This is a genomic window from Mesorhizobium subarcticum (assembly GCF_055456085.1).
On sequence record NZ_CM144237.1, the window covers coordinates 3,668,606 to 3,685,923 of the forward strand.

Here is a 17,318-nt window from a genome sequence, read left to right on the forward strand (position 1 = left end):
TCGATTCTGGTTGTGCCGCCCAACGGCTGGTAGCGGCTTGCAACGCCAGAGGTAGAAGGATGGCCGGGCGTGCAGTAGACGGAGGATTGGACTAAGCCATATTCCCGTTCGGAATACCGCCAAGCGTGGCAGCTAAGTCTTGACAGCGAAAACTGTCGCGTCGTCAAATAAGTATTCCACGAGGGAATGAGAATGAATCGCCTTGTCGCCATGGATGCGTTTGTTCGCGTCGTCGACACCGGTTCCTTCACGGCTGCGTCACGCCAACTCCGTGTCGGTCAGCCGGCGGTCTCGAAGATGATCGCGCAGCTCGAGGAACGCGTCGGGGTAAAGCTTCTCCTGCGCACGACGCTGGGTCTCAAGCCAACGGAGGCGGGCGAGAACTTCTACGAACACGCAAAGCGTGCGGTGGAGGAGGCTGACGAAGCCGAGTTGCAGGCACGCGGGATCGGGGCCGCGCTGACCGGCAGGTTGCGCATCTCAGGCGCGGTGACGTTTGCGAGGCTCCACATAGTGCCCCGACTGCCGAAGTTCATGGAGCTGCATCCCGGGCTCGAAGTCGAAATGTTCCTCGATGACGGCAACGTCGATCTGATCGAGGCCGGAATCGACATAGCGCTGCGCATGGGCGATCTGCAGGACTCCTCGCTGACCGCACGCAAGATTGGACGAGGTCGGCGCATCGTCGTGGGCGCGCCGCGCTATTTCGAGGCGAGGGGGGAGCCGCTGACACCTGCCGAGCTGGTCGACCACGAGGCCGTTATCTACGATCAACGGGCTGGTGGCACGGTGTGGCTATTTACGAAAGGCACATCGGAGAGTTCGGTGACGATCAAGGGCCGCATGCGCAGCAACGCGGCCGAAGGCGTTCGCGAAGGGGTGTTTGCAGGAATAGGATTGGCCGTCGCGTCGGAGTGGATGTTCACTCCGGAGCTCGCGTCCGGCAGGGTCCGGCGCGTGATCGCGGACTGGGAGCTTCCGCCGGTCGACCTCTGGATCGTGTTCCCGACCGGTCGCAATGCCAGCATGAAGGCGCGGGCGTTCGCGAGCTTCATCGAGCAGGAACTGCGGGCGGATTTTGGGGGCAGGGAGGTCTCCGGATCCTGAGCGTCTGTGCGCGCCAAAACCGATTGCGAACATCCAATGAAATAGCTTATAACTGATTGCATAATGCAATCGGATTTCGCGGCAGGGAAACGGAGTGAGCATGGCCAAGCTTGTGTTCGGGATGAACCAGTCGCTGGACGGCTACGTCGACCATACGGGATTCGCGCCAGGCCCTGCGCTGTTTCGCCACTTCGTCAAGGAAGCTCAGGGGCTGGCGGGCAGTGTGTACGGCCGCCAGATGTATGAGGTCATGCGTTACTGGGACGATGATCATGCTGAATGGAAGGCGGATGAACGCGCCTTCGCAGCGGCGTGGCGCAAGCAGCCGAAATGGGTCGTCTCGCGCACGTTGAAATCGGTCGGCCCCAACGCGCGGCTTGTCGAGGGTGATCTGGAGCGCGCGATCCGTGCGATCAAGGCCGAGCGCGACGGGGAGGTCGAAGTTGCCGGCCCGAACCTGGCGCGAAGCCTCACAGACCTTGGCCTGATCGATGAATATCGAATCTACCTGCACCCGGTCGTGCTTGGTGGCGGCAAGCCATATTTCGCCGGACCCCGGCCGCCGCTCCGCCTCGTGGCCCATGATCGGATGGGTGGGGACGTGATCAGGTTGACCTACGTCCCTGCTTGATCCCGCGACTGACCGGCGGGATCGGGCTCCGGGATCAAGCTCCGGCATCTGCTGGCCGACCATCGCCACGCCGTGCTCGTCATAGCGGGGGGCGGAGATTTCCTGGCGCGAGCGCCTCGTCCAGCGTCGCCATCTCTGCGGCGTCGGGTGCCGGCGACTAACGAAATCGCTGGGTTGACAAAAAACAGTAGCTTCAACAAATTCCAGTCGAGGGAAAAGCGAGGACAATGTGAAGAAGACTTACGAAAAGCCGGTCCTGACCAAGCGTCAGAAACTCCCGTCAATCACGGCGCAGCTCATCCCTGTGTCTCCGACGAACAACCAAGCCTGATCGTCTCCCAAGGCAATCTTTAAGAGCTCGCCGGCTTTGGCCGGCGGGCTTTTGCATTCGAGGCTTGCCCTGCTCGTTCCCATGGATCGAACGAACGGGAGCGCGCTACCGATCCACCATCGCCATGCCGCGCTCATTATAGCGGGGGCCGGCGATTTTTCCTGGCGCGAGCGCCTCGTCGAGTGCTGCCATTTCGGCGGCGTCGAGTTTCAGCGAGGCGGCGGCGACGTTTTCTTCCAGATATTGTCTGCGCTTGGTGCCGGGGATCGGTACGATGTCGATGCCGAAATCGCTGCCTTTGCCGAGCAGCCAGGCCAGTGCGACCTGGCCCGATTTGACGCCCCGGGCGGCCGCGATGGCGCGCACCGTGGCGGCCGCTTCGACATTGGCGTCGTAATTCTCGCCCTGGTAGCGCGGGTCGTGGCGGCGGTAGTCGCCCTCGGGATAGTCCTCGGCGCGCTTGACGTCGCCGGTGAGAAAGCCGCGGCCGAGCGGTGAGAACGGCACCAGGCCGATGCCGAGTTGCTTCAGCAGCGGAATGATCTGCGGCTCCAGATTGCGCTCCCACAGCGAATATTCACTCTGCACCGCCGAGACGGGAAAGACGGCATGCGCCCGGCGGATGTTGGTGCTACCTGCCTCCGACAGGCCGAAGAAGCGGACCTTGCCTTCGGCGACCAGTTTGCCGACAGCGCCGGCGACATCCTCCATCGGCACCTCAGGGTCGACACGGTGCTGGTAGAGCAGGTCGATATGGTCGGTGGCGAGCCGGCCGAGCGAGGCTTCGACAACCTCACGGATGTGTTGCGGCCGGCTGTCGACCCCGACCTGCTTGTCGTTTTCGATGCGGAAGCCGAATTTGGTGGCGATGGTCACCTTGTCGCGCTTGCCCTTAAGCGCCCGGCCGAGCAGGGCCTCGTTGGTGTGCGGGCCGTAGACTTCCGCCGTATCGAGGAAGGTGCAGCCAAGCTCGATGGCGCGGTGCAGCGTGGCGATGGATTCGGCCTCGTCGGCGTGGCCGTAGGACTGGCTCATGCCCATGCAGCCGAGACCAATGGCCGAGACCTGCAGTCCCTGGCTGCCGAGTTTTCGTGTGGCGAGGGTCATGGCTGCTGGTCTCCGGTTGGGGCTTCCGGAACTATATAGGGCGCCGGCTCGATTCCCATAGCGTTCGGCGCCGTCTTTGCGGACCGCTTCGCGCGCGGATGCCTTCGGCGGCTGGCCGGCGCGGCGCGAGGGTGTCTATTGCAGCGAGGCCGGCTGACGAAGATCGAACGAGGCGATCGTGCTGTCGTCATCTTCGCAGTCGCCGTCTCCAGGCAAAGCCAGCCCACTGTTCAGACCGTCGAATTCGATTGCCGCGCCAAGCAATTGGGCGGCCTGGAGGACCAGATATTCAATATCCTCGAGGGCGACATTCTCGGCCAGATTGCTGATCCGGACACGCTCTGCCACGACCGCAATGTTGACGATACCGGTCTTGTTGAAGGCGTCCAGAACCGCTGAATTGACGTCGTCGCGCAGCTGCGCGGAGTATTCGTACCGCATAGAAACCTCCCGGGGGAACGGTTTTCTGTTCAGGCTGCACCATGCGCCCGATGTCGATCAACGACAAGTAAACATCTGTTAAATACATAAATAAATCAATTAGTTAGCAGAATTACACAAATGCGCGGCCGACGCTTGATCCTCATCATGAGCGTGATGTGTGGACCACGTAATGGCCGACCTTGACGCTTTATGAGGGTTGTCCTAACTATAAGACGAGTGAGTAAAATACTAACTTAGCGCATTTTGGTCTTGGGCGAGGAAGCGCGATGGCTGAACTGGAACGCCCGGAACGGCTGCAGATCATGCTGACCGCCGACGAATTGGCGGCTCTGGAAAACTGGCGCTTCGAAAAACGCATGCCAAGCCGCTCGGCCGCGGTCAGGGAGCTGTTGCGGCGCGGCCTCGCCTCGGATGGGTTCCTGACGGCAGAGCAAGGCGTCAAGTCCCAGGATTTCGGCGTGCTGCCTGACGGCGAGGGCGCGAAGCCGACAGGTTGATGAGGCGTTCGCTGAGCGGCGCTTTGCCTGCAGCAATTCTTTCCCGGGCAATTGCCTTGCGCCGCAAGCGCGCTACCTAGCGGGGATGGCGGAATTTCAGACGGTGATGGCCGACAGCAAGGGCAGCGACAGGCTGGAGACACTCGCCGATGGGCGGCTCGCCGCGATCGTCGATTCCTCTTTCGATGCCATCATCAGCAAGGATTTGAACAGCATCGTCATGAGCTGGAACCTGGCGGCCGAACGCATGTTCGGCTACAGCGCCGAGGAGGCAGTCGGCCAATCGATACTCATGCTCATTCCCGATCACCTCAAGAGCGAGGAGACCGAGATCATCGGCAGGGTCCGCGCCGGTGAGCGGGTGGCGAGCTATGAGACGATCCGAAAGCGCAAGGACGGCACGCTGATCTCCGTCTCGCTGACGGTGTCGCCGATCAAGAACGCCCACGGCGAGATCGTCGGCGCGTCGAAGATCGCCCGCGACATTTCCGCCGCCAAGGAAAGCGAGCGCCGCATCAGGCTGTTGATGCGCGAGGTCAACCATCGCGTCAAGAACCAGTTCGCGGTCATCCTGTCGATGGTCAGGGAGACCAGCAAGCGTTCGAGCGATCCGCGCGAGTTCGAGGAGCTGATCCGCGCCCGCATCATGGCGCTGTCGCGTTCGCACGATCTGCTGGTCACCTCGGAATGGGCGGGCGCCAGCCTGTTCGACCTGATCCAGGAACATTTGAAGCCATTCGGCCGCGAGGAGCAGATCCTGCTCTCCGGCCCGGTGCTGACGCTGCAGTCGAATGCGGTGCAAAACCTCGGCATGGCTTTCCACGAACTTGGCACCAACTCGTCCAAATATGGCGCACTGGGCAGCGAAGACGGCCGTGTCGAGGTCACCTGGACGATAAATCCCGGCACCCAGGAATCAGGTGGTTTGAGCTCTGCTGCTTCGGGCGGGCGCGAATTCCAGCTGCTCTGGAACGAGACATCCACGCCTCGTCCTGACGACAGGCGCGACGAGGCCACGCGCAAGGGGTTCGGCACCGTCGTCCTGCAGCGGGTGGCGCCGCAGTCGATGGGCGGGACCGCCGTCCTGGAAAGGTCGCCCGGCCATCTCAGCTGGAGCCTCAACGCGCCGCTGGCGTCGATCATCGTGCCGCAAGCCGGCGTCGAGGTAGACGACGACGCGTTGGGCTTCGGCATTTAGAGCAAATTCGGTGAAAGTGCGAAACCGACGACCTAGAGAATATTGGTCGTCACCTCAACGATGATGGCGGCACCTTCCGGTGCGCCGCCGGGAACATGCACCACGCGTGAGACCCGCAGGTCCTGTTGACTTCCGTCGACCGACAGCGAAACGCTTTCTCCGATCCGCGGCACTGCCTGGAAAATGGCGTCGGCGGCGTCGGGGCGATTGTCGATGGATATGCGGCAGTTGACGGTCATGAAATATCTCCTGTGTCTGGCCATGCCCCGGTCGTCAACGCAGGGTCGATGAAATGGTTTCAGGAGGGCCGGCTCAAAAACCGGCAGATTCCCTGTCGAAGGGCTGGTTCCCGCTCATGGGCTCGAACCACGATTCACGCCTTCAAAGGGCGCTGTCCTACCATTAGACGAAGCGGGAGAAGCGGGCAGGGCGCATCACCCCTAGCCGGTTCGGGCGGCAGGATCAACGTGGTCCGCATCCAAAGGCAAATTTGGCGCAGGCCGCTGCCGTCAATCCGGGAAGTCGCTGACCGGTTCGTCGCACCGGTAAACCGGGCAGTGTCCGTCGCGGGCCGGGATGTAGGCCGACATCGGCACTTCGGGCCAGTCGCATTCATTGCCGAACTGCCTGACATAGCGGTCATAGGTGTTCGGGCCGGTGGTCAGCACCACGGCGCGGTGGCTCTGGATCGCGGCCTGGATCGCGGCGCAGCTCATGCTGCGGCTGTCAGGCCGCGCCTCGGCCAGACCGGTCGCCGCGAGCACGGCGCCAAGGGTCATCAACAGGATGCGAACACGAGCGGACATGGCGGTTTCTCTCTGTCTTGTTTCTCTGTCTTGGCGCAATTGCGGATAAAAACCGATTCACTTTTTCTGGAATTGCTCCCGGGCGTGATTCTACAAAACTCACAATCGGTCCGCCGGTTCCGCGACAGGCTGTGCCGTGTGCGTGGCGAGACGCGGCGCGGGGCCGCGCAACCAAATCGCGCGTCGCGCATTGCTGGGCATGGACAGCAGGAAACCCTATGAAACACCGCAATGGTGGCCCGGAGACGGGGGCCGCGAGGCCATGTGCTGTTCTTTCTGTGGTGGACGCGACCACCGCTATGAGGATTGCCCGCAAAGGGCCGATCCGCCAGATGTCCCGTCCGAGGGCGAGGCAGAGACGCCTCGCTGACCCCGTTGTCGCGCGGCCAGGAGTTTCGTGAGGAAAGCTCCCAAGGGCGAAGCGGCTGGCACGGCAAGGGCGGCGCCAGCCCCGTTTCATTTCGATGAGCCCGATCCATCTCGCTGAGATTGAGTTCTGTGCCCTATGAGGGGGCGGACCGGCCGATCTCCACTACATCCGCACTTTGCCGGTATCGCCAATGTCCGGCCTGATATCGCTGACCGCGGCTGCCAGCATTTTAACGTAGCTGACGACGGTGCCTGGGCTATCCCAGAACTGGGCGTCCTTCGGCGTCACCTTGAGCACGCGGATCGACGGATCGTCGGCGCTGTCCCACCAGGCTTTCGCCGGGGTCGACCACAATTCCTTGATCTTCGCGCGGTCATTGGAAACCTCAGCCACGCCGCTGACGGACACATATTTCTGGCCACTGGAATCGGCAAAGGCCAGGGCGACATTCGGTTCAGCCTCGATCTCATCATCCTTGTGGCTGTCTGCGTCGGTCAGGAAATAGATGGTGTTCTCTTCGCGCACATTGTGCGCTGCCATGGGCCGTGAGCGAATGTCCTCGCCTTGGCGGGTGGCCAGCATGCAGAAGCCTATCTTGTCCATCAGCTTCCAGACGCGGTCGAGATCGTTTTTGTCGCTGGTCATCAGTTGCTCCTGTTCTAGAGGTCAAGGTCGCAACTCCGACCCCTTGGCAAGGTTCCCTGTCGCAGGTCGAAAATCCGGGATGTTTCAGGTGCCCCTGTTGGACGGAACTCCCGCACGCCGTTCACGTTGTGGGCTTCTGGCATTCAAAGGAAAATCATGGAACAGCTCGTCGAGGAATTCGGCCACCCCACCTACACCTCGTTTCCGGTCATCGCCGCGCGCCTGTTGCTGGCAACGCTTTACGGTGCGGTCATCGGCTTCGAGCGCGAATGGCGCAACCGCCCCGCCGGACTGCGTACGCATATTCTCGTCTGCGTCGCCGCCGCCACTTTCGGCATCCTGACAATCGAGATCATCCATGCGCCGATGTTCGCGCAGGACTCGGTCAAGGTCGATCCGATCCGCGTGGTCGAAGCCGTGACCGCCGGCGTTGCCTTCCTGGCGGCCGGCTCGATCATGTTTTCGCGAGGCGAGGTGCACGGGCTGACGACAGGTGCCGGCATGTGGCTCGCTGGCGCGATCGGCGTCGCCTGCGGGCTCGGCCTGTGGCAAGTGGCCGGGCTTGGCACGCTGATCGTGCTGATCGTTGCCGGGTTGCTGCATCGGTTCCAGCCCGGAACGGACCTGGCTGCCAATGACCGGGCTAAAACGGCTCCGACAAAGGCACCGTCTCCGGCAAAGCGGCGCGGCTAGACTAGCCTTCCGCGCCGAAGAAGCAGGCCAACGCCCGCGCGGTTTGAGCCGGCCTCTCCTCTGGAAAGAAGTGGCCACCAGGCATCGCCTGGCCGCGCACGTCATCGGCCCAGCCGCGCCATAGGGACAGCGGCCCGCCTTCCGTCGAATACCACTCCGCAAGCGCGCCTTGTCCGCTCCACAGTGCCAACACGGGGCAGCGGATCATTCGCCCGGCAGCCCTATCGGTATGGTCATGCTCGCGATCGAGCGTGGCCGCCGCACGGTATTCCTCGCAGATCGCATGGATATGGGCGGTTTCACGCAAGGCGTCAACATAGGCCTGTCGCACGTTGTCTGGAAACGCCTGGGGCGTCGACCCCCAGCCGCTCAGCGCATTGTCGACGATCGCTTCGGCGGCACTCGCCAGGATCTTTTCCGGCAGAGGCTCGGGCTGCGCCAGCAACGACCACGGCCAGTAGCCGAGCGCCAACCTCGAATCGGCGCGATCCCATGCATCGACCGTCGGAATGATATCGAGCACGGCCAGTTTCCTGACGCTTGCGGGATGATCGAGCGCCATGCGATAGGCGACGCGCCCGCCGCGGTCGTGGCCGGCGACCATGAATGCGTCAAAGCCGAGCTTCGCCATCATGGCCATCATGTCGGCGGCCATGGCGCGCTTGGCATAGGGGGCATGGTCCGGGGCCGAAGCCGGGCAGGAGCTGGCGCCATAGCCGCGTAGATCGGCACACACGACGGTGTAGCGATCCATCAGCCTTGGTGCCACGTCGCGCCACATCAGGTGGGTTTGCGGAAAGCCGTGCAGCAGGAGCACCGCAGGGCCATTGCCGGCGCGGCAGACAAACAGGCTGGCATCGCCGGTGTCGATCGTCGCGCTTTGAAAACCATCGAACATGATCGTACCTCCGCACCGCGCAACGGCGCGGGCCGGATTTGGTTGCCGCCAACCTTTTTGGACGACAGGCGTTGTCCCTCCGAAACGAAGGCCGTCGCGGACGGCCAGGAAGAAGGAGGCCGAGATGAAAATCCTCGCCATCGTGCCGTTCAGCCTGGTGTTGGCTGTTGCAATGCCGGCATCGGCGCAGACCGATCAACAGGGATCGGACAGTCAGGCGCAGCCAACGCAGAAGTGCCAGGCTCAAACGAAAGACGGCGCAAAGCAGCCAGGCGGCGGCAATCTGACCGACAAGCTCAGCGATTGCGGCGGGGTGCTGAAGCCGCCGGCCACCGGCGACCAGGGCATCGCCGCGCCGGCGCCCGGCGAAGGCAAGACGCCCGTGATCAAGCCGGGTGAGGTGCCGGTTCAGCCGCCGGCTCAATAAAGATTAATAGAGATTAATTCGCCGGAACTTCGATTTGTCGAGGGCGTTTCTGTCGGGACTTCGAATTCTGAAAGGACGGCACCGTGAGAGATATCGCCAGCACCGCCACATTTCTCGCCTCGATCGCCATTGTCATCGTGCTGATGCTGATGGCCCCGAAGAATTTTGGCATGGGAAACGAAAGCCCATTGGTCCATGGCGAGCAGCCCGCGCAATAAGCAGCCGTCCACGTAAAAAAGAAGGGCAAGGCGCCACGCGCCTTGCCCTTCTTTTTTGGTCGGTGTCCATTGCAATCGGAGACCTAGCGAACCAACACGCCGGCATGGTTGCAAAGGGCGGCGAAGGCTTCCTGTGCCTGCGCCGCGCCGCCATCGCCATTCAGCGCCGCTTCTATCTGCTCGCGCGCTGCCTGATAGAAGGGACCACGCTTTGCATGCGGCCAATCGATCAGGATTTCGCCGGCGTCCCTGAGCGTGACGAGGTCCCGGATTGTGTCCGAGCCGTGCGGCCTGATCCGCATTGGCGTCGACAGCATCAAATCGGCCATTCGCTTTCCCGCTATTGGAGGATGTGTGCTTCGCGTGCGGCGTCGATCATCGCCCGCATCGCCTTTCTCGGCGGCGTCCAGCCATCCAGCGCGTCGCGGCAGCAGCGCAGCGCCGCCCGGTATTGGCGGCTTTGGCCGGCCGGCCAGTCGCCGAGGCATTCCAGACCTTCCCAAGCGCTGCGCACGACGCGCTCGCGCTCGGCGGCGAATTTCAGGCGGACGGGGTGGGGAAACATCTTGTCGTTCAACGGTCGTCTCCGTAACGGATAGAGGTTGGCCCCTGAGCGAGCTGCCTGTTCGGGAGAACGGTGCACTGAAGAGCCGCCGGATAACGTCGCCGACAGGGGAGGGTTCCGGGCCCGAAAGATGAATTTTCAATCGTGCGCGACGGCGTCCGACAAAGGTCTTGGCGCCGGCGAATCGGCGTCATTCGGCATTGTCCGATCATGGGGCCGGTCATGCTCGAACTGCTCGGTGCGGGGCAGAGCATGCAGCCAGGTCTCGCGCCGGGTGATCCACAATTCGTATTCGGGGGCGAGGTCGGTCGGCGCGACATCGAGGCTGCCGAGCATCACCTCGACCTCGTCGTCACCGACAAAGGATACACGACCGCCGCAGGTCGGGCAGAAGCTGCGCGTGCCGTAGGTGGCGACTTCGCCCGATGCCTCGAAGGCGTCGCGCGGCCAGATGGCAAAGGCCGAGTACACCGAGCCGCCAGCCTTGCGGCAATCCTTGCAATGGCACAGCCCGACCCGTATCGGCTGGCCGGTGACGACGAAGTGGACGCCGCCGCACAGGCAACTGCCGGTCCTGCGTATGGTGTCGGACATGATCGCGGCCCTCCGTTCTCGCCAGTCTGGCTTCGTCGGCATGCCGACGAGATGGTTGGCGGCAGCCGACGCCGCCTTCTATCCGCGCGCGGCCATGTGGTTGTCGAGCTTCTTGCGCGAGGGGCCGTAGCGCTTGATGATGGTCTGGGCTTCGCTCTGCGGGATGCCGTATTTGCGCGCGAAGGCGGCAACCTCGTAGGTCTCCTCGCTCGAAACCAGCTTGCGGTCCTGTTTGGTCTTGGATTTGTCGTCGGGCATGTCAGGCCTCGCTTTCTGTCAGCCGCATGATCGCGCGGACACCGGTATATAGGATGCCGCGGTCAGACATAACAGCGGGCGGCGCTGGTGGTTCCATGGCCGGCCGCGCAGGCCTGCCGGGCGGAAACCCAAGAGCTGCCTGGTCAGGCCGAGGGATGGGCCGCGTCGGTGCCGTGATGGTCGGTGTCGCCGCACTCGGCGCAAGGCGCGCTGGCGCCAGGACAGCCGCGCTGGTGCGTGCCGGCGGGACAGCAAACGCCGTTGGAGCTTGTCCAGCGCGGGCATTGGAAAACCTGCCCGGTGCCGCCGCAGCCTTCGCACTCAAGCACCGATGACCGGACGAGATAGGATCTCGCCCCTAACTTGACGCTCGCGCCCAATTTTTTACCCTACCCAACACTGCAACAGACATGTCTGTGCATTAGCCCCAGCTAAGAATAGCACGATCGTGGTTACGAACAAGTTTCAAGATCATTGACTGTTCGTAAACGGCCAGAAGCCAGGTGGGTGTCGGATTGATCAGGCCGGCTTCAGCCGCCTGGCGGCGAGATACATGAGCGCCGAGGCGGCCTGGCCACGATCCCAGCCGGCGGCCTCGACTTTGTCGAGCAGCGCGTCGAGATGGGGGATCAGCATCTCCCTACAGTCCTGTTCATAGGCGGCGCTCAGTGCCGGATGCTGCGGCGCGCCGATGGTCAAGGCCTTGGCCATGCTTGATTCCCTCCCCTTGGGCGAGGACGATCATACCATCAGCCGGCAAACCGAAATATCCGATTTCACTGGCGCGGAAGTGGGATGGGCAATTGCCGAAATCGATCATCCCCGGCTCGACGGTGCCATTCCTCGAACTCAGCACGCCTGCGCCGGTGGCGAACTGAGCGCGCAGTGAGGCAAGGAAGAGCCAAGGAATGATCCCGAGCGGACTTCGGGAGGGATCATGCCCTTGGTTCAAAAAGCTCGACGACGTTACCGGACGGGTCTTCGCAAAGGATCTGGCTCCCGCCCGGGCCGTCGACAATCTCATTGCGGAACCGCACGCCGCCCTCGTGCATCCGGGCGGCGAGCGCCGGCAGGTCCTGGACCTGCAGCACAATGCGGTTCCAGCCGCCTGGTTCGGGCGTGCGGCCATCGGGCATCGGTCTCGCCGCCGACGCCATCGGGCCGGCAAGCCAGAACGTCAGGTCGTCGCGTTTCAGGATGGCCATCGCCGGACCAAACTGCTGCTGCAGCACGAAATCCAGATGGCTGGTGTAAAATGCTATCGCCAACTCGACATCGCTGACGAGATACCGGACCGTCGCCATTCGCTGGCTCTCCTCACAAATGGATCAAGCACTCCTTGCGAGGAATAGCCTCCGGAGCCAGACGCTGCAAGGCTCGAGCCCGGGGACAACATCGTGTCGGCGGTCTCCAGACCGGTGCCGATATCCGGCGTGGCAGCGCTTGCGGACAAAAAATTTCGGGGCCGGTGTCGGAACTGCACGGCGTCGCTCGTCCTTGGGTCGAAAGCCATTGCAAACCCTGGAGAGACAGCATGCCGGACATCACTCAATCGCCGTGGCAGACCGCGGCCCTTCTCATTGCCCGCCTGATCTTTGCCGCCGTCTTCCTGATGGCGGTGACGTTCAAGTTCATGGGCATGGAGGCCACCGCCGGCTACATCGCCGCCGCCGGCTTTCCCTTCCCGCTGTTCCTCGCCTGGTGCGCGGCGATCCTGGAGGTCGCGCTGGTGCTGTGCTTCCTGAGCGGCGCCTTCTTCACCCAGGCGGCGCTGGTCGCGGCCGCCTATGTGCTGTTCCTCGGCTTCAGCTTCCACGGTCCCAGCCACTGGGCCGCCAACCAGAACGAGTTCGGCTTCTTCGTCGACCATTTTTCGTTCATGGCCGGACTGCTGTTCGCCGCGGTGCACGGGCCGGGAAGGGTGTTGGCAGTGAACCTGGGCTGGCCCGGCAGGGCTTGAGGCGAGGCCGCAAGGCCGTCCTAGCGTGGCCTCAGCCAGTTGGCGAGCAGGGTCAGCGGCCAGATCAAGAGATAGGCAAGGGACGCCTCGGTCGGGCGCCAGAAGGCGACGCCTACGCTGGCCAGTGAACTCAGGCCGATGATCATGGCCGGCCGCCAGCCGACCTCGTGGCCTTCGGCTTTGCCGTTGAGGAACAGGTCTGGATGCGCCTTCAGGTGCAGGTCACGCAGCACGGCGACAAGCTGGATGGCGGTGATGTTGATGGCGTAGACGATGTGCGATTGCACGAGCTCGTCATGCTCGCCGATCAGTGTGGTGGTGAACGGCACGACGCTGGTGACCAACAGCCAGAGCACGACCAGCCGGAACAGCCGACCGTCGACATGCCCGACCTGGCGGAAGTCGACGACATGGCGCTGCCAGCACAGCGCCAGGATGAGGAAGGAGACCACCCAGGAGACGATCTTGGGCCTGAGTTCGCCAAGCGCTCCGAACAGATTGCCATGGATATCGTCGGGCAGCTTGAGCCCGAAGACGAGCAGCGTCATGGTGATGGCGAGAATGCCGTCGACCAGCGCGTCCAGGCGGTTGCGGGGGAGGTGGGATGGCCCTGGCATCCGGCTGTTATAGGCGAAGGCGCGTGAAAATGGATAGGCGCGAAAACGCCATGCTCGGGCAGGCCGGCGTCAAGCGCGCGGAATCAGCGTCCTGACCCTACAGCTGGTCGTTGTAGGGCTCCTTCATCTGGCCGACCATGCGGGCGAGCTTTGAGAATGACGGCATGTCCGCCTCCGGCTGGCATTGATTGGCGAGCTCCAGCAGCCGGATCGGAAAATTGACGGCGTCGCGGCTCGATGCCGACATGCCGCCGGATCGCTCCTCGCCGGTTTCGCCGGCCTCGGCCTTGCGCAAGGCAATGTCGATCTCCTGCGATGTCAGCACGCCCTTACGGACCAGGACATGGTTGATCGATGCGACGGCCATCAGCAGGCCTTCGAGTTGCAGATTGGCGACGTTCATGGTGCTTTCCCTCGGTTGACCAAAGAGGAAACGCGCCAGCGGCGTTTCCGATCCGAAGGTAGGCCTCAGATCCTGTTGGCGAACAGCAGGACCAGCAGCGCCAGCAGGATCGCCGCCACGATCCCGGCCGGCCGCCACGCCCAGCCGCGCGACCACGGCCAGATCGGCACCACGGCGACCAGGACCAGCATGATTGTGATGATGGTGAAGGCGCCGGGGACGGTCATCCTCTGTCCAGATGTCGGGAGACGGTTGACCAGGAAATAGCCTATTCCTGCGTCAGCCGCTCGCCATATTCGCGCCACAGCGACTTGACGTCCAGGCCGCCAAGGCGTGGGATCGAGGGATCGCCGCAGACGATGGTGACGGCGCTGATGTCATAACTGGGATAGGCGTTGGCGACGAAGCGGATCGCTTCGCCGAGTGAGTGCACGCGGATCACCGGATCGGCCTGACCCTGGCCGGTGCTGCGCACGCCGGAAACCGTGGCCGGAGCGTGCCGCATCCTGAACACGGATGCCATGGCTGGTCTGTCCATCGTCCTCTCCACAAGGCCGTGCGACGGGAATCATTCCATGAGTGCTGGCTAATGATTTCACAGGTGGCGGCTGATGAAAAGCCGGATGGGCAAAGCGAGGTTTCGGCGGTGAGGCGGCACCGGTCCGGTTGTCGGATGAGGGCAGTTGTGCTATGATTTCATCTATGGTGCTGATTTGCGCCGACGACCCGCCGCGAGGCGGGTTTTGTTTTTTCTGCCTACTTGAAGTCAGCCTCCCTGGTCAGCCCATCTTCGAGGCGATGATGGCGAGCGAAGCCAGCTTGCCATCGCTCAGGCTGCGAATGTAGTTCTTGCGGCGCTGCACGAATTCAGCGCCCAGCACGATTTCATTGGCTTGCTGCTGCGCAGGCGAGGGCACAATGCCGGCGCTGGCTCTTCTTAGCGCCAGTTCGACATGCTCGCCGGTTTCGTCGATGATTTCGTCGATCTGGAAGCCGGCGTCGACGAACAGGGTTTTCAGGGTGTTGCCATCAACGAGTTGACTGGTCGCCGGCGCGACCGCCCAGGGCAATGGGTAGTAAGGCTCGCCGCCGGCCAGTACTGCTTCGGTCCAGATCAGCTTGGCCCCAGGCTTCAGCACGCGAAGGGCCTGTCTGATGACGGCGGCCTTGTCCGCGATGTTCATGCCGACATAGAAACAGATCGCGGCGTCAAAGGTGCTGTCGGCAAAGGGCAGTTTTGTTGCGTCGACTTCTTGGAAACAAACCTTGTCGCTGAGGCCGCTCAGCCTGGTCAGCCGGCTGGACGCCTCGACGAAGGCCGGTGTCAGGTCGACCCCGTCAACGTCGCAGCCATAGGTGGCGGCAAGGAAACGCGCCGGGCCGCCAATGCCGCTGCCGATATCCAGGATCCGGTCGGTGGGCGAGGGCGCAAGACGGGCGGCATGCTCCTGCGTTGCGATGAGTTCGCGGCCGTGAAGCTGGTCGAACGGATAGAGTTGCGCGGCACTCAAGCTATCGATTTTGGCATCGGGGATGGCGGCCAATATGCGCTCGACGATGCCGTCGCTGCCGTAATGCGTGGTGACGTTGCTCATGGCGCGTCCTCCATCCTCAGGCGCAGCTTCCCATCAATGGATGCATTAGGCAACGCGCGGGCATCGAAGGGCGTTGCGGGCAAACGCTGCAGCGGTGGCAAAAAACGAAATAGGAATTTTTTCCTTAAAGTGATTGACGGGGTGAGGGCAACCATGCTATCTTCTTGTCCATGGTGCTGATTTGCGCCAACGACCCGCCGCCGAGGCGGGTTTTGTGTTTTTTGGCGATCTTCTCAAGCGAAGCGGCTTTGGGCCAACATTGAAATGTCGGCGGGACAGCGCCCCCCTCTGTCCTGCCGGACATCTCCCCCACTTGGGGGGAGATCGGCAGCTTTTGCGCGGTACCTTTCCTGCAACGTCGGCGATTGGCGAAAGCCGGGATGGCAGCCAATCTCCCCACCTGTGGGGGAGATGTCCGGCAGGACAGAGGGGGGCGCCACAGAACGCGACCTTTGCGAGACTCCCATGACCCAACGCTACGCTACCATCATCACCGACGATGACGGCCGCGAGGTCGTCAGCGCCATCGGCGAGTTCGAGGGCGCCGCGCCGCAGGCGCGTCTGGGCCGCATCGAGCAGGTCGCACCCGGGGTGCTGATCGGCATGGTGAGGGATGCGGATGGAGGCTTCTATTTCCCGCAGCCAACCATCGACAGCCAATCCGTCGGCCTCGTCATGGCGCGCCTCAGAGCGCGGGTCAGCGCAGCAAGGCCCGCCGATGCGGCGAAGCCGGCGGGGGTAACGAAGCCAAAGCGCGCCAAGAGGGTGAAGAAAAAAGCCGTCCGCTCGAAGAAGCCGGTCAGATCGGCGTCGCCGAAGGCGGCGCCTGGCCACGCCGACGCCACGGGTCGCGACAATGGCTGACGAAGCCGAGGCCAGGCCGGCGCGCCGCCAGACAAGGCCGGCAAGGCGTAAGCCCGCTGCCCGTGAGCCGGTTGCGCAGAAACCCCGCCCGAAGCGGACGAAGAAAACGCTGGCTGATGATTTCATGGCTGCCGTGCGGGCCGACTTCCGCGCGCATGGCGCTGGCGTCATCGCCGAGGTGCGGGCCGACAAGCCGGACCAGTATCTGAAGATCGTGCTTTCGGTGCTGCCCAAGGATTTCGATGTCACCATCAATCAACTGGACGCCTTCTCGGATATTCTGTTCGAGGTGATCGTGCGCAAGTTCAGGCCGGCACCGGAGGAGTAGTTCCAGGCCTTGCCCGGCGTCGAAGATCTGCGCCTGACGGCTCGATCGAGTTAAAGCCCGCCTCGGCTCACGCCGGGGCGGGCCTTTTTGCGTTTGTGGCTCCGGATGGGCCACTGCTATATCCGACGCGAGGCTGCCGAACGCGCGGTGGCGTTGATCCAGTCCGGGCTTGTGAATGCTTATTGAACGATATGACGGAAACCGAGAGGCTTTACGGCCGCTGTTTGCCCTTGCCGATGACTCCCCCATGCAGATCTCGGGATATATTGATCGGGGCGAGGTGCTGGTCGCGCGGGACGGCGGCAGGATCGTCGGCCATGTGCAGGTCATCGAGGCAGACGAGGGCGGTGTGTTCGAACTCAAGAGCCTTGCGGTTCGTCCGGCGAGGCAGAGCGAGGGGTTGGGGCGTGCCCTTGTCGCGGCGGCGATCACCCGCTGCCGCGAGTGCGGCGGCCGGCGCCTGATTGTTTCCACGGCAACGGCCGATATCGGCAATCTGCGGTTTTACCAGCGGCAGGGCTTTCGCATGTGCCGCATCGTGCAGGATGCTTTCGGGCCATCGACCGGTTACCCCGAAGGCCTGCTCGTGAACGGCATTCCGCTGCGCGACCAGGTGGTCTTCGAACGCGATCTCGGCGCGGTCTGAGGAATCTCCGACCCCGCGCTCCGGCTTCGAGGCAGTCGCAGACAAACCAATAGCCCGCTCCGGTTCGCCGGACGGGCTATTTTGCGTTTTGACCCTAAAGCGCGCCGCGTCTGAAC

General features: G+C 63.0%; 30 protein-coding genes and 1 tRNA gene. 13 read left to right on the forward strand and 18 right to left on the reverse strand.

The features are described from left to right. Positions 1-192: 192 nt before the first annotated feature. Together ACZYHG_RS17925 and ACZYHG_RS17930 are read left to right on the forward strand one after the other, a co-directional pair. Complete coding sequence (locus ACZYHG_RS17925) at positions 193-1,107, forward strand: LysR family transcriptional regulator (protein ID WP_464609689.1); 915 nt, start codon at positions 193-195, stop codon at positions 1,105-1,107. A 100-nt stretch (positions 1,108-1,207) separates the two neighbouring features. Further along, positions 1,208-1,738, forward strand: a complete 531-nt coding sequence (locus ACZYHG_RS17930) for a dihydrofolate reductase family protein (protein ID WP_464609690.1) — start codon at positions 1,208-1,210, stop codon at positions 1,736-1,738. A gap of 436 nt (positions 1,739-2,174) precedes the next feature. Here ACZYHG_RS17930 and ACZYHG_RS17935 read toward each other — a convergent pair whose 3' ends face one another. Beyond that, positions 2,175-3,176, reverse strand: coding sequence for an aldo/keto reductase (locus ACZYHG_RS17935; RefSeq protein WP_464609691.1), 1,002 nt, complete (start codon positions 3,174-3,176; stop codon positions 2,175-2,177). A gap of 135 nt (positions 3,177-3,311) precedes the next feature. Continuing rightward, on the reverse strand, positions 3,312-3,617 hold the full coding sequence (locus ACZYHG_RS17940; protein WP_464609692.1) for a hypothetical protein: 306 nt from the start codon (positions 3,615-3,617) through the stop codon (positions 3,312-3,314). A gap of 269 nt (positions 3,618-3,886) precedes the next feature. On the opposite strand from ACZYHG_RS17940, the gene ACZYHG_RS17945 reads away from it, so the two are divergent. Both ACZYHG_RS17945 and ACZYHG_RS17950 read left to right on the forward strand, forming a co-directional pair. Further along, positions 3,887-4,117, forward strand: a complete 231-nt coding sequence (locus tag ACZYHG_RS17945; RefSeq protein WP_464609693.1) for a hypothetical protein — start codon at positions 3,887-3,889, stop codon at positions 4,115-4,117. Positions 4,118-4,223: 106 nt separating this feature from the next. After that, positions 4,224-5,315: a sensor histidine kinase gene (locus ACZYHG_RS17950; RefSeq protein WP_464609694.1), complete on the forward strand. Its 1,092-nt coding sequence runs from the start codon at positions 4,224-4,226 to the stop codon at positions 5,313-5,315. A 32-nt stretch (positions 5,316-5,347) separates the two neighbouring features. On the opposite strand, the gene ACZYHG_RS17955 is transcribed toward ACZYHG_RS17950, so the two are convergent. The 4 genes from ACZYHG_RS17955 to ACZYHG_RS17970 form a co-directional block, all read right to left on the reverse strand. Then, positions 5,348-5,554 (reverse strand): hypothetical protein, encoded by a 207-nt coding sequence (locus ACZYHG_RS17955; RefSeq protein ID WP_464609695.1) that lies wholly within the window; start codon positions 5,552-5,554, stop codon positions 5,348-5,350. A gap of 104 nt (positions 5,555-5,658) precedes the next feature. Continuing rightward, a tRNA-Gln gene (locus ACZYHG_RS17960) sits at positions 5,659-5,732 on the reverse strand. A gap of 92 nt (positions 5,733-5,824) precedes the next feature. After that, positions 5,825-6,121: a hypothetical protein gene (locus tag ACZYHG_RS17965; protein ID WP_464609696.1), complete on the reverse strand. Its 297-nt coding sequence runs from the start codon at positions 6,119-6,121 to the stop codon at positions 5,825-5,827. 532 nt (positions 6,122-6,653) lie between these two features. Beyond that, positions 6,654-7,136 carry a pyridoxamine 5'-phosphate oxidase family protein gene (locus tag ACZYHG_RS17970; protein ID WP_464609697.1) on the reverse strand — a complete coding sequence of 161 codons (483 nt, stop codon included), beginning with the start codon at positions 7,134-7,136 and terminating at the stop codon, positions 6,654-6,656. A gap of 156 nt (positions 7,137-7,292) precedes the next feature. Between ACZYHG_RS17970 and ACZYHG_RS17975 the strand changes: the two genes are divergently transcribed. Beyond that, on the forward strand, positions 7,293-7,829 hold the full coding sequence (locus tag ACZYHG_RS17975) for an MgtC/SapB family protein (protein ID WP_464609698.1): 537 nt from the start codon (positions 7,293-7,295) through the stop codon (positions 7,827-7,829). Position 7,830: 1 nt separating this feature from the next. Here the strand turns inward: ACZYHG_RS17975 and ACZYHG_RS17980 are convergent, their stop codons facing one another. Then, positions 7,831-8,727, reverse strand: coding sequence for an alpha/beta fold hydrolase (locus ACZYHG_RS17980; protein WP_464609699.1), 897 nt, complete (start codon positions 8,725-8,727; stop codon positions 7,831-7,833). 124 nt (positions 8,728-8,851) lie between these two features. Between ACZYHG_RS17980 and ACZYHG_RS17985 the strand changes: the two genes are divergently transcribed. Both ACZYHG_RS17985 and ACZYHG_RS17990 read left to right on the forward strand, forming a co-directional pair. Further along, on the forward strand, positions 8,852-9,154 hold the full coding sequence (locus tag ACZYHG_RS17985; protein WP_464609700.1) for a hypothetical protein: 303 nt from the start codon (positions 8,852-8,854) through the stop codon (positions 9,152-9,154). A gap of 83 nt (positions 9,155-9,237) precedes the next feature. Further along, a complete protein-coding gene (locus ACZYHG_RS17990; RefSeq protein ID WP_464609701.1) occupies positions 9,238-9,372 on the forward strand; it encodes a hypothetical protein in 135 nt (44 codons plus the stop codon). A gap of 83 nt (positions 9,373-9,455) precedes the next feature. Here ACZYHG_RS17990 and ACZYHG_RS17995 read toward each other — a convergent pair whose 3' ends face one another. The 4 genes from ACZYHG_RS17995 to ACZYHG_RS18010 form a co-directional block, all read right to left on the reverse strand. Then, positions 9,456-9,701 (reverse strand): DUF982 domain-containing protein, encoded by a 246-nt coding sequence (locus ACZYHG_RS17995; RefSeq protein WP_464609702.1) that lies wholly within the window; start codon positions 9,699-9,701, stop codon positions 9,456-9,458. An 11-nt stretch (positions 9,702-9,712) separates the two neighbouring features. Next, positions 9,713-9,949, reverse strand: a complete 237-nt coding sequence (locus ACZYHG_RS18000; protein WP_464609703.1) for a DUF982 domain-containing protein — start codon at positions 9,947-9,949, stop codon at positions 9,713-9,715. A gap of 126 nt (positions 9,950-10,075) precedes the next feature. Continuing rightward, positions 10,076-10,531, reverse strand: coding sequence for a GFA family protein (locus ACZYHG_RS18005; RefSeq protein ID WP_464609704.1), 456 nt, complete (start codon positions 10,529-10,531; stop codon positions 10,076-10,078). Positions 10,532-10,609: 78 nt separating this feature from the next. Further along, positions 10,610-10,789 carry a DUF3606 domain-containing protein gene (locus ACZYHG_RS18010; RefSeq protein WP_015317039.1) on the reverse strand — a complete coding sequence of 60 codons (180 nt, stop codon included), beginning with the start codon at positions 10,787-10,789 and terminating at the stop codon, positions 10,610-10,612. Positions 10,790-10,884: 95 nt separating this feature from the next. On the opposite strand from ACZYHG_RS18010, the gene ACZYHG_RS18015 reads away from it, so the two are divergent. Further along, positions 10,885-11,124, forward strand: coding sequence for a hypothetical protein (locus ACZYHG_RS18015; protein ID WP_464609705.1), 240 nt, complete (start codon positions 10,885-10,887; stop codon positions 11,122-11,124). A 184-nt stretch (positions 11,125-11,308) separates the two neighbouring features. On the opposite strand, the gene ACZYHG_RS18020 is transcribed toward ACZYHG_RS18015, so the two are convergent. Further along, complete coding sequence (locus tag ACZYHG_RS18020; protein WP_027029928.1) at positions 11,309-11,500, reverse strand: hypothetical protein; 192 nt, start codon at positions 11,498-11,500, stop codon at positions 11,309-11,311. On the opposite strand from ACZYHG_RS18020, the gene ACZYHG_RS18025 reads away from it, so the two are divergent. Further along, positions 11,493-11,678: a hypothetical protein gene (locus ACZYHG_RS18025; RefSeq protein WP_464609706.1), complete on the forward strand. Its 186-nt coding sequence runs from the start codon at positions 11,493-11,495 to the stop codon at positions 11,676-11,678. The two genes, ACZYHG_RS18020 and ACZYHG_RS18025, sit on opposite strands and share 8 nt — an antisense overlap. A gap of 46 nt (positions 11,679-11,724) precedes the next feature. On the opposite strand, the gene ACZYHG_RS18030 is transcribed toward ACZYHG_RS18025, so the two are convergent. Beyond that, positions 11,725-12,093, reverse strand: a complete 369-nt coding sequence (locus ACZYHG_RS18030; protein WP_464609707.1) for a VOC family protein — start codon at positions 12,091-12,093, stop codon at positions 11,725-11,727. A 230-nt stretch (positions 12,094-12,323) separates the two neighbouring features. Between ACZYHG_RS18030 and ACZYHG_RS18035 the strand changes: the two genes are divergently transcribed. Beyond that, positions 12,324-12,749: a DoxX family protein gene (locus tag ACZYHG_RS18035; protein ID WP_464609708.1), complete on the forward strand. Its 426-nt coding sequence runs from the start codon at positions 12,324-12,326 to the stop codon at positions 12,747-12,749. 20 nt (positions 12,750-12,769) lie between these two features. Here the strand turns inward: ACZYHG_RS18035 and ACZYHG_RS18040 are convergent, their stop codons facing one another. The 5 genes from ACZYHG_RS18040 to ACZYHG_RS18060 form a co-directional block, all read right to left on the reverse strand. Then, the gene (locus tag ACZYHG_RS18040) at positions 12,770-13,366 is read right to left on the reverse strand and encodes a TMEM175 family protein (protein WP_464609709.1); all 597 of its coding nucleotides are present in this window, start codon (positions 13,364-13,366) and stop codon (positions 12,770-12,772) included. Positions 13,367-13,463: 97 nt separating this feature from the next. Beyond that, on the reverse strand, positions 13,464-13,769 hold the full coding sequence (locus tag ACZYHG_RS18045) for a hypothetical protein (RefSeq protein WP_027029924.1): 306 nt from the start codon (positions 13,767-13,769) through the stop codon (positions 13,464-13,466). Positions 13,770-13,834: 65 nt separating this feature from the next. Continuing rightward, positions 13,835-13,996, reverse strand: coding sequence for a DUF3309 family protein (locus ACZYHG_RS18050; protein WP_464609710.1), 162 nt, complete (start codon positions 13,994-13,996; stop codon positions 13,835-13,837). Positions 13,997-14,037: 41 nt separating this feature from the next. Continuing rightward, positions 14,038-14,307 (reverse strand): hypothetical protein, encoded by a 270-nt coding sequence (locus ACZYHG_RS18055; protein WP_464609711.1) that lies wholly within the window; start codon positions 14,305-14,307, stop codon positions 14,038-14,040. A gap of 241 nt (positions 14,308-14,548) precedes the next feature. Further along, positions 14,549-15,364 carry a class I SAM-dependent methyltransferase gene (locus tag ACZYHG_RS18060; protein ID WP_464609712.1) on the reverse strand — a complete coding sequence of 272 codons (816 nt, stop codon included), beginning with the start codon at positions 15,362-15,364 and terminating at the stop codon, positions 14,549-14,551. Positions 15,365-15,829: 465 nt separating this feature from the next. Here ACZYHG_RS18060 and ACZYHG_RS18065 point away from each other — a divergent pair, with 465 nt between their 5' ends. The 3 genes from ACZYHG_RS18065 (at position 15,830) to ACZYHG_RS18075 (ending at position 17,202) form a co-directional block, all read left to right on the forward strand. Beyond that, on the forward strand, positions 15,830-16,228 hold the full coding sequence (locus tag ACZYHG_RS18065; protein WP_464609713.1) for a hypothetical protein: 399 nt from the start codon (positions 15,830-15,832) through the stop codon (positions 16,226-16,228). Beyond that, on the forward strand, positions 16,221-16,556 hold the full coding sequence (locus ACZYHG_RS18070; RefSeq protein ID WP_464609714.1) for a hypothetical protein: 336 nt from the start codon (positions 16,221-16,223) through the stop codon (positions 16,554-16,556). The genes ACZYHG_RS18065 and ACZYHG_RS18070 overlap by 8 nt, the downstream gene beginning before the upstream one ends. 247 nt (positions 16,557-16,803) lie before the next feature. Next, entirely contained in the window at positions 16,804-17,202 is a 399-nt protein-coding gene (locus tag ACZYHG_RS18075) for a GNAT family N-acetyltransferase (protein WP_464609715.1), read from the forward strand. Positions 17,203-17,318 lie beyond the last annotated feature (116 nt).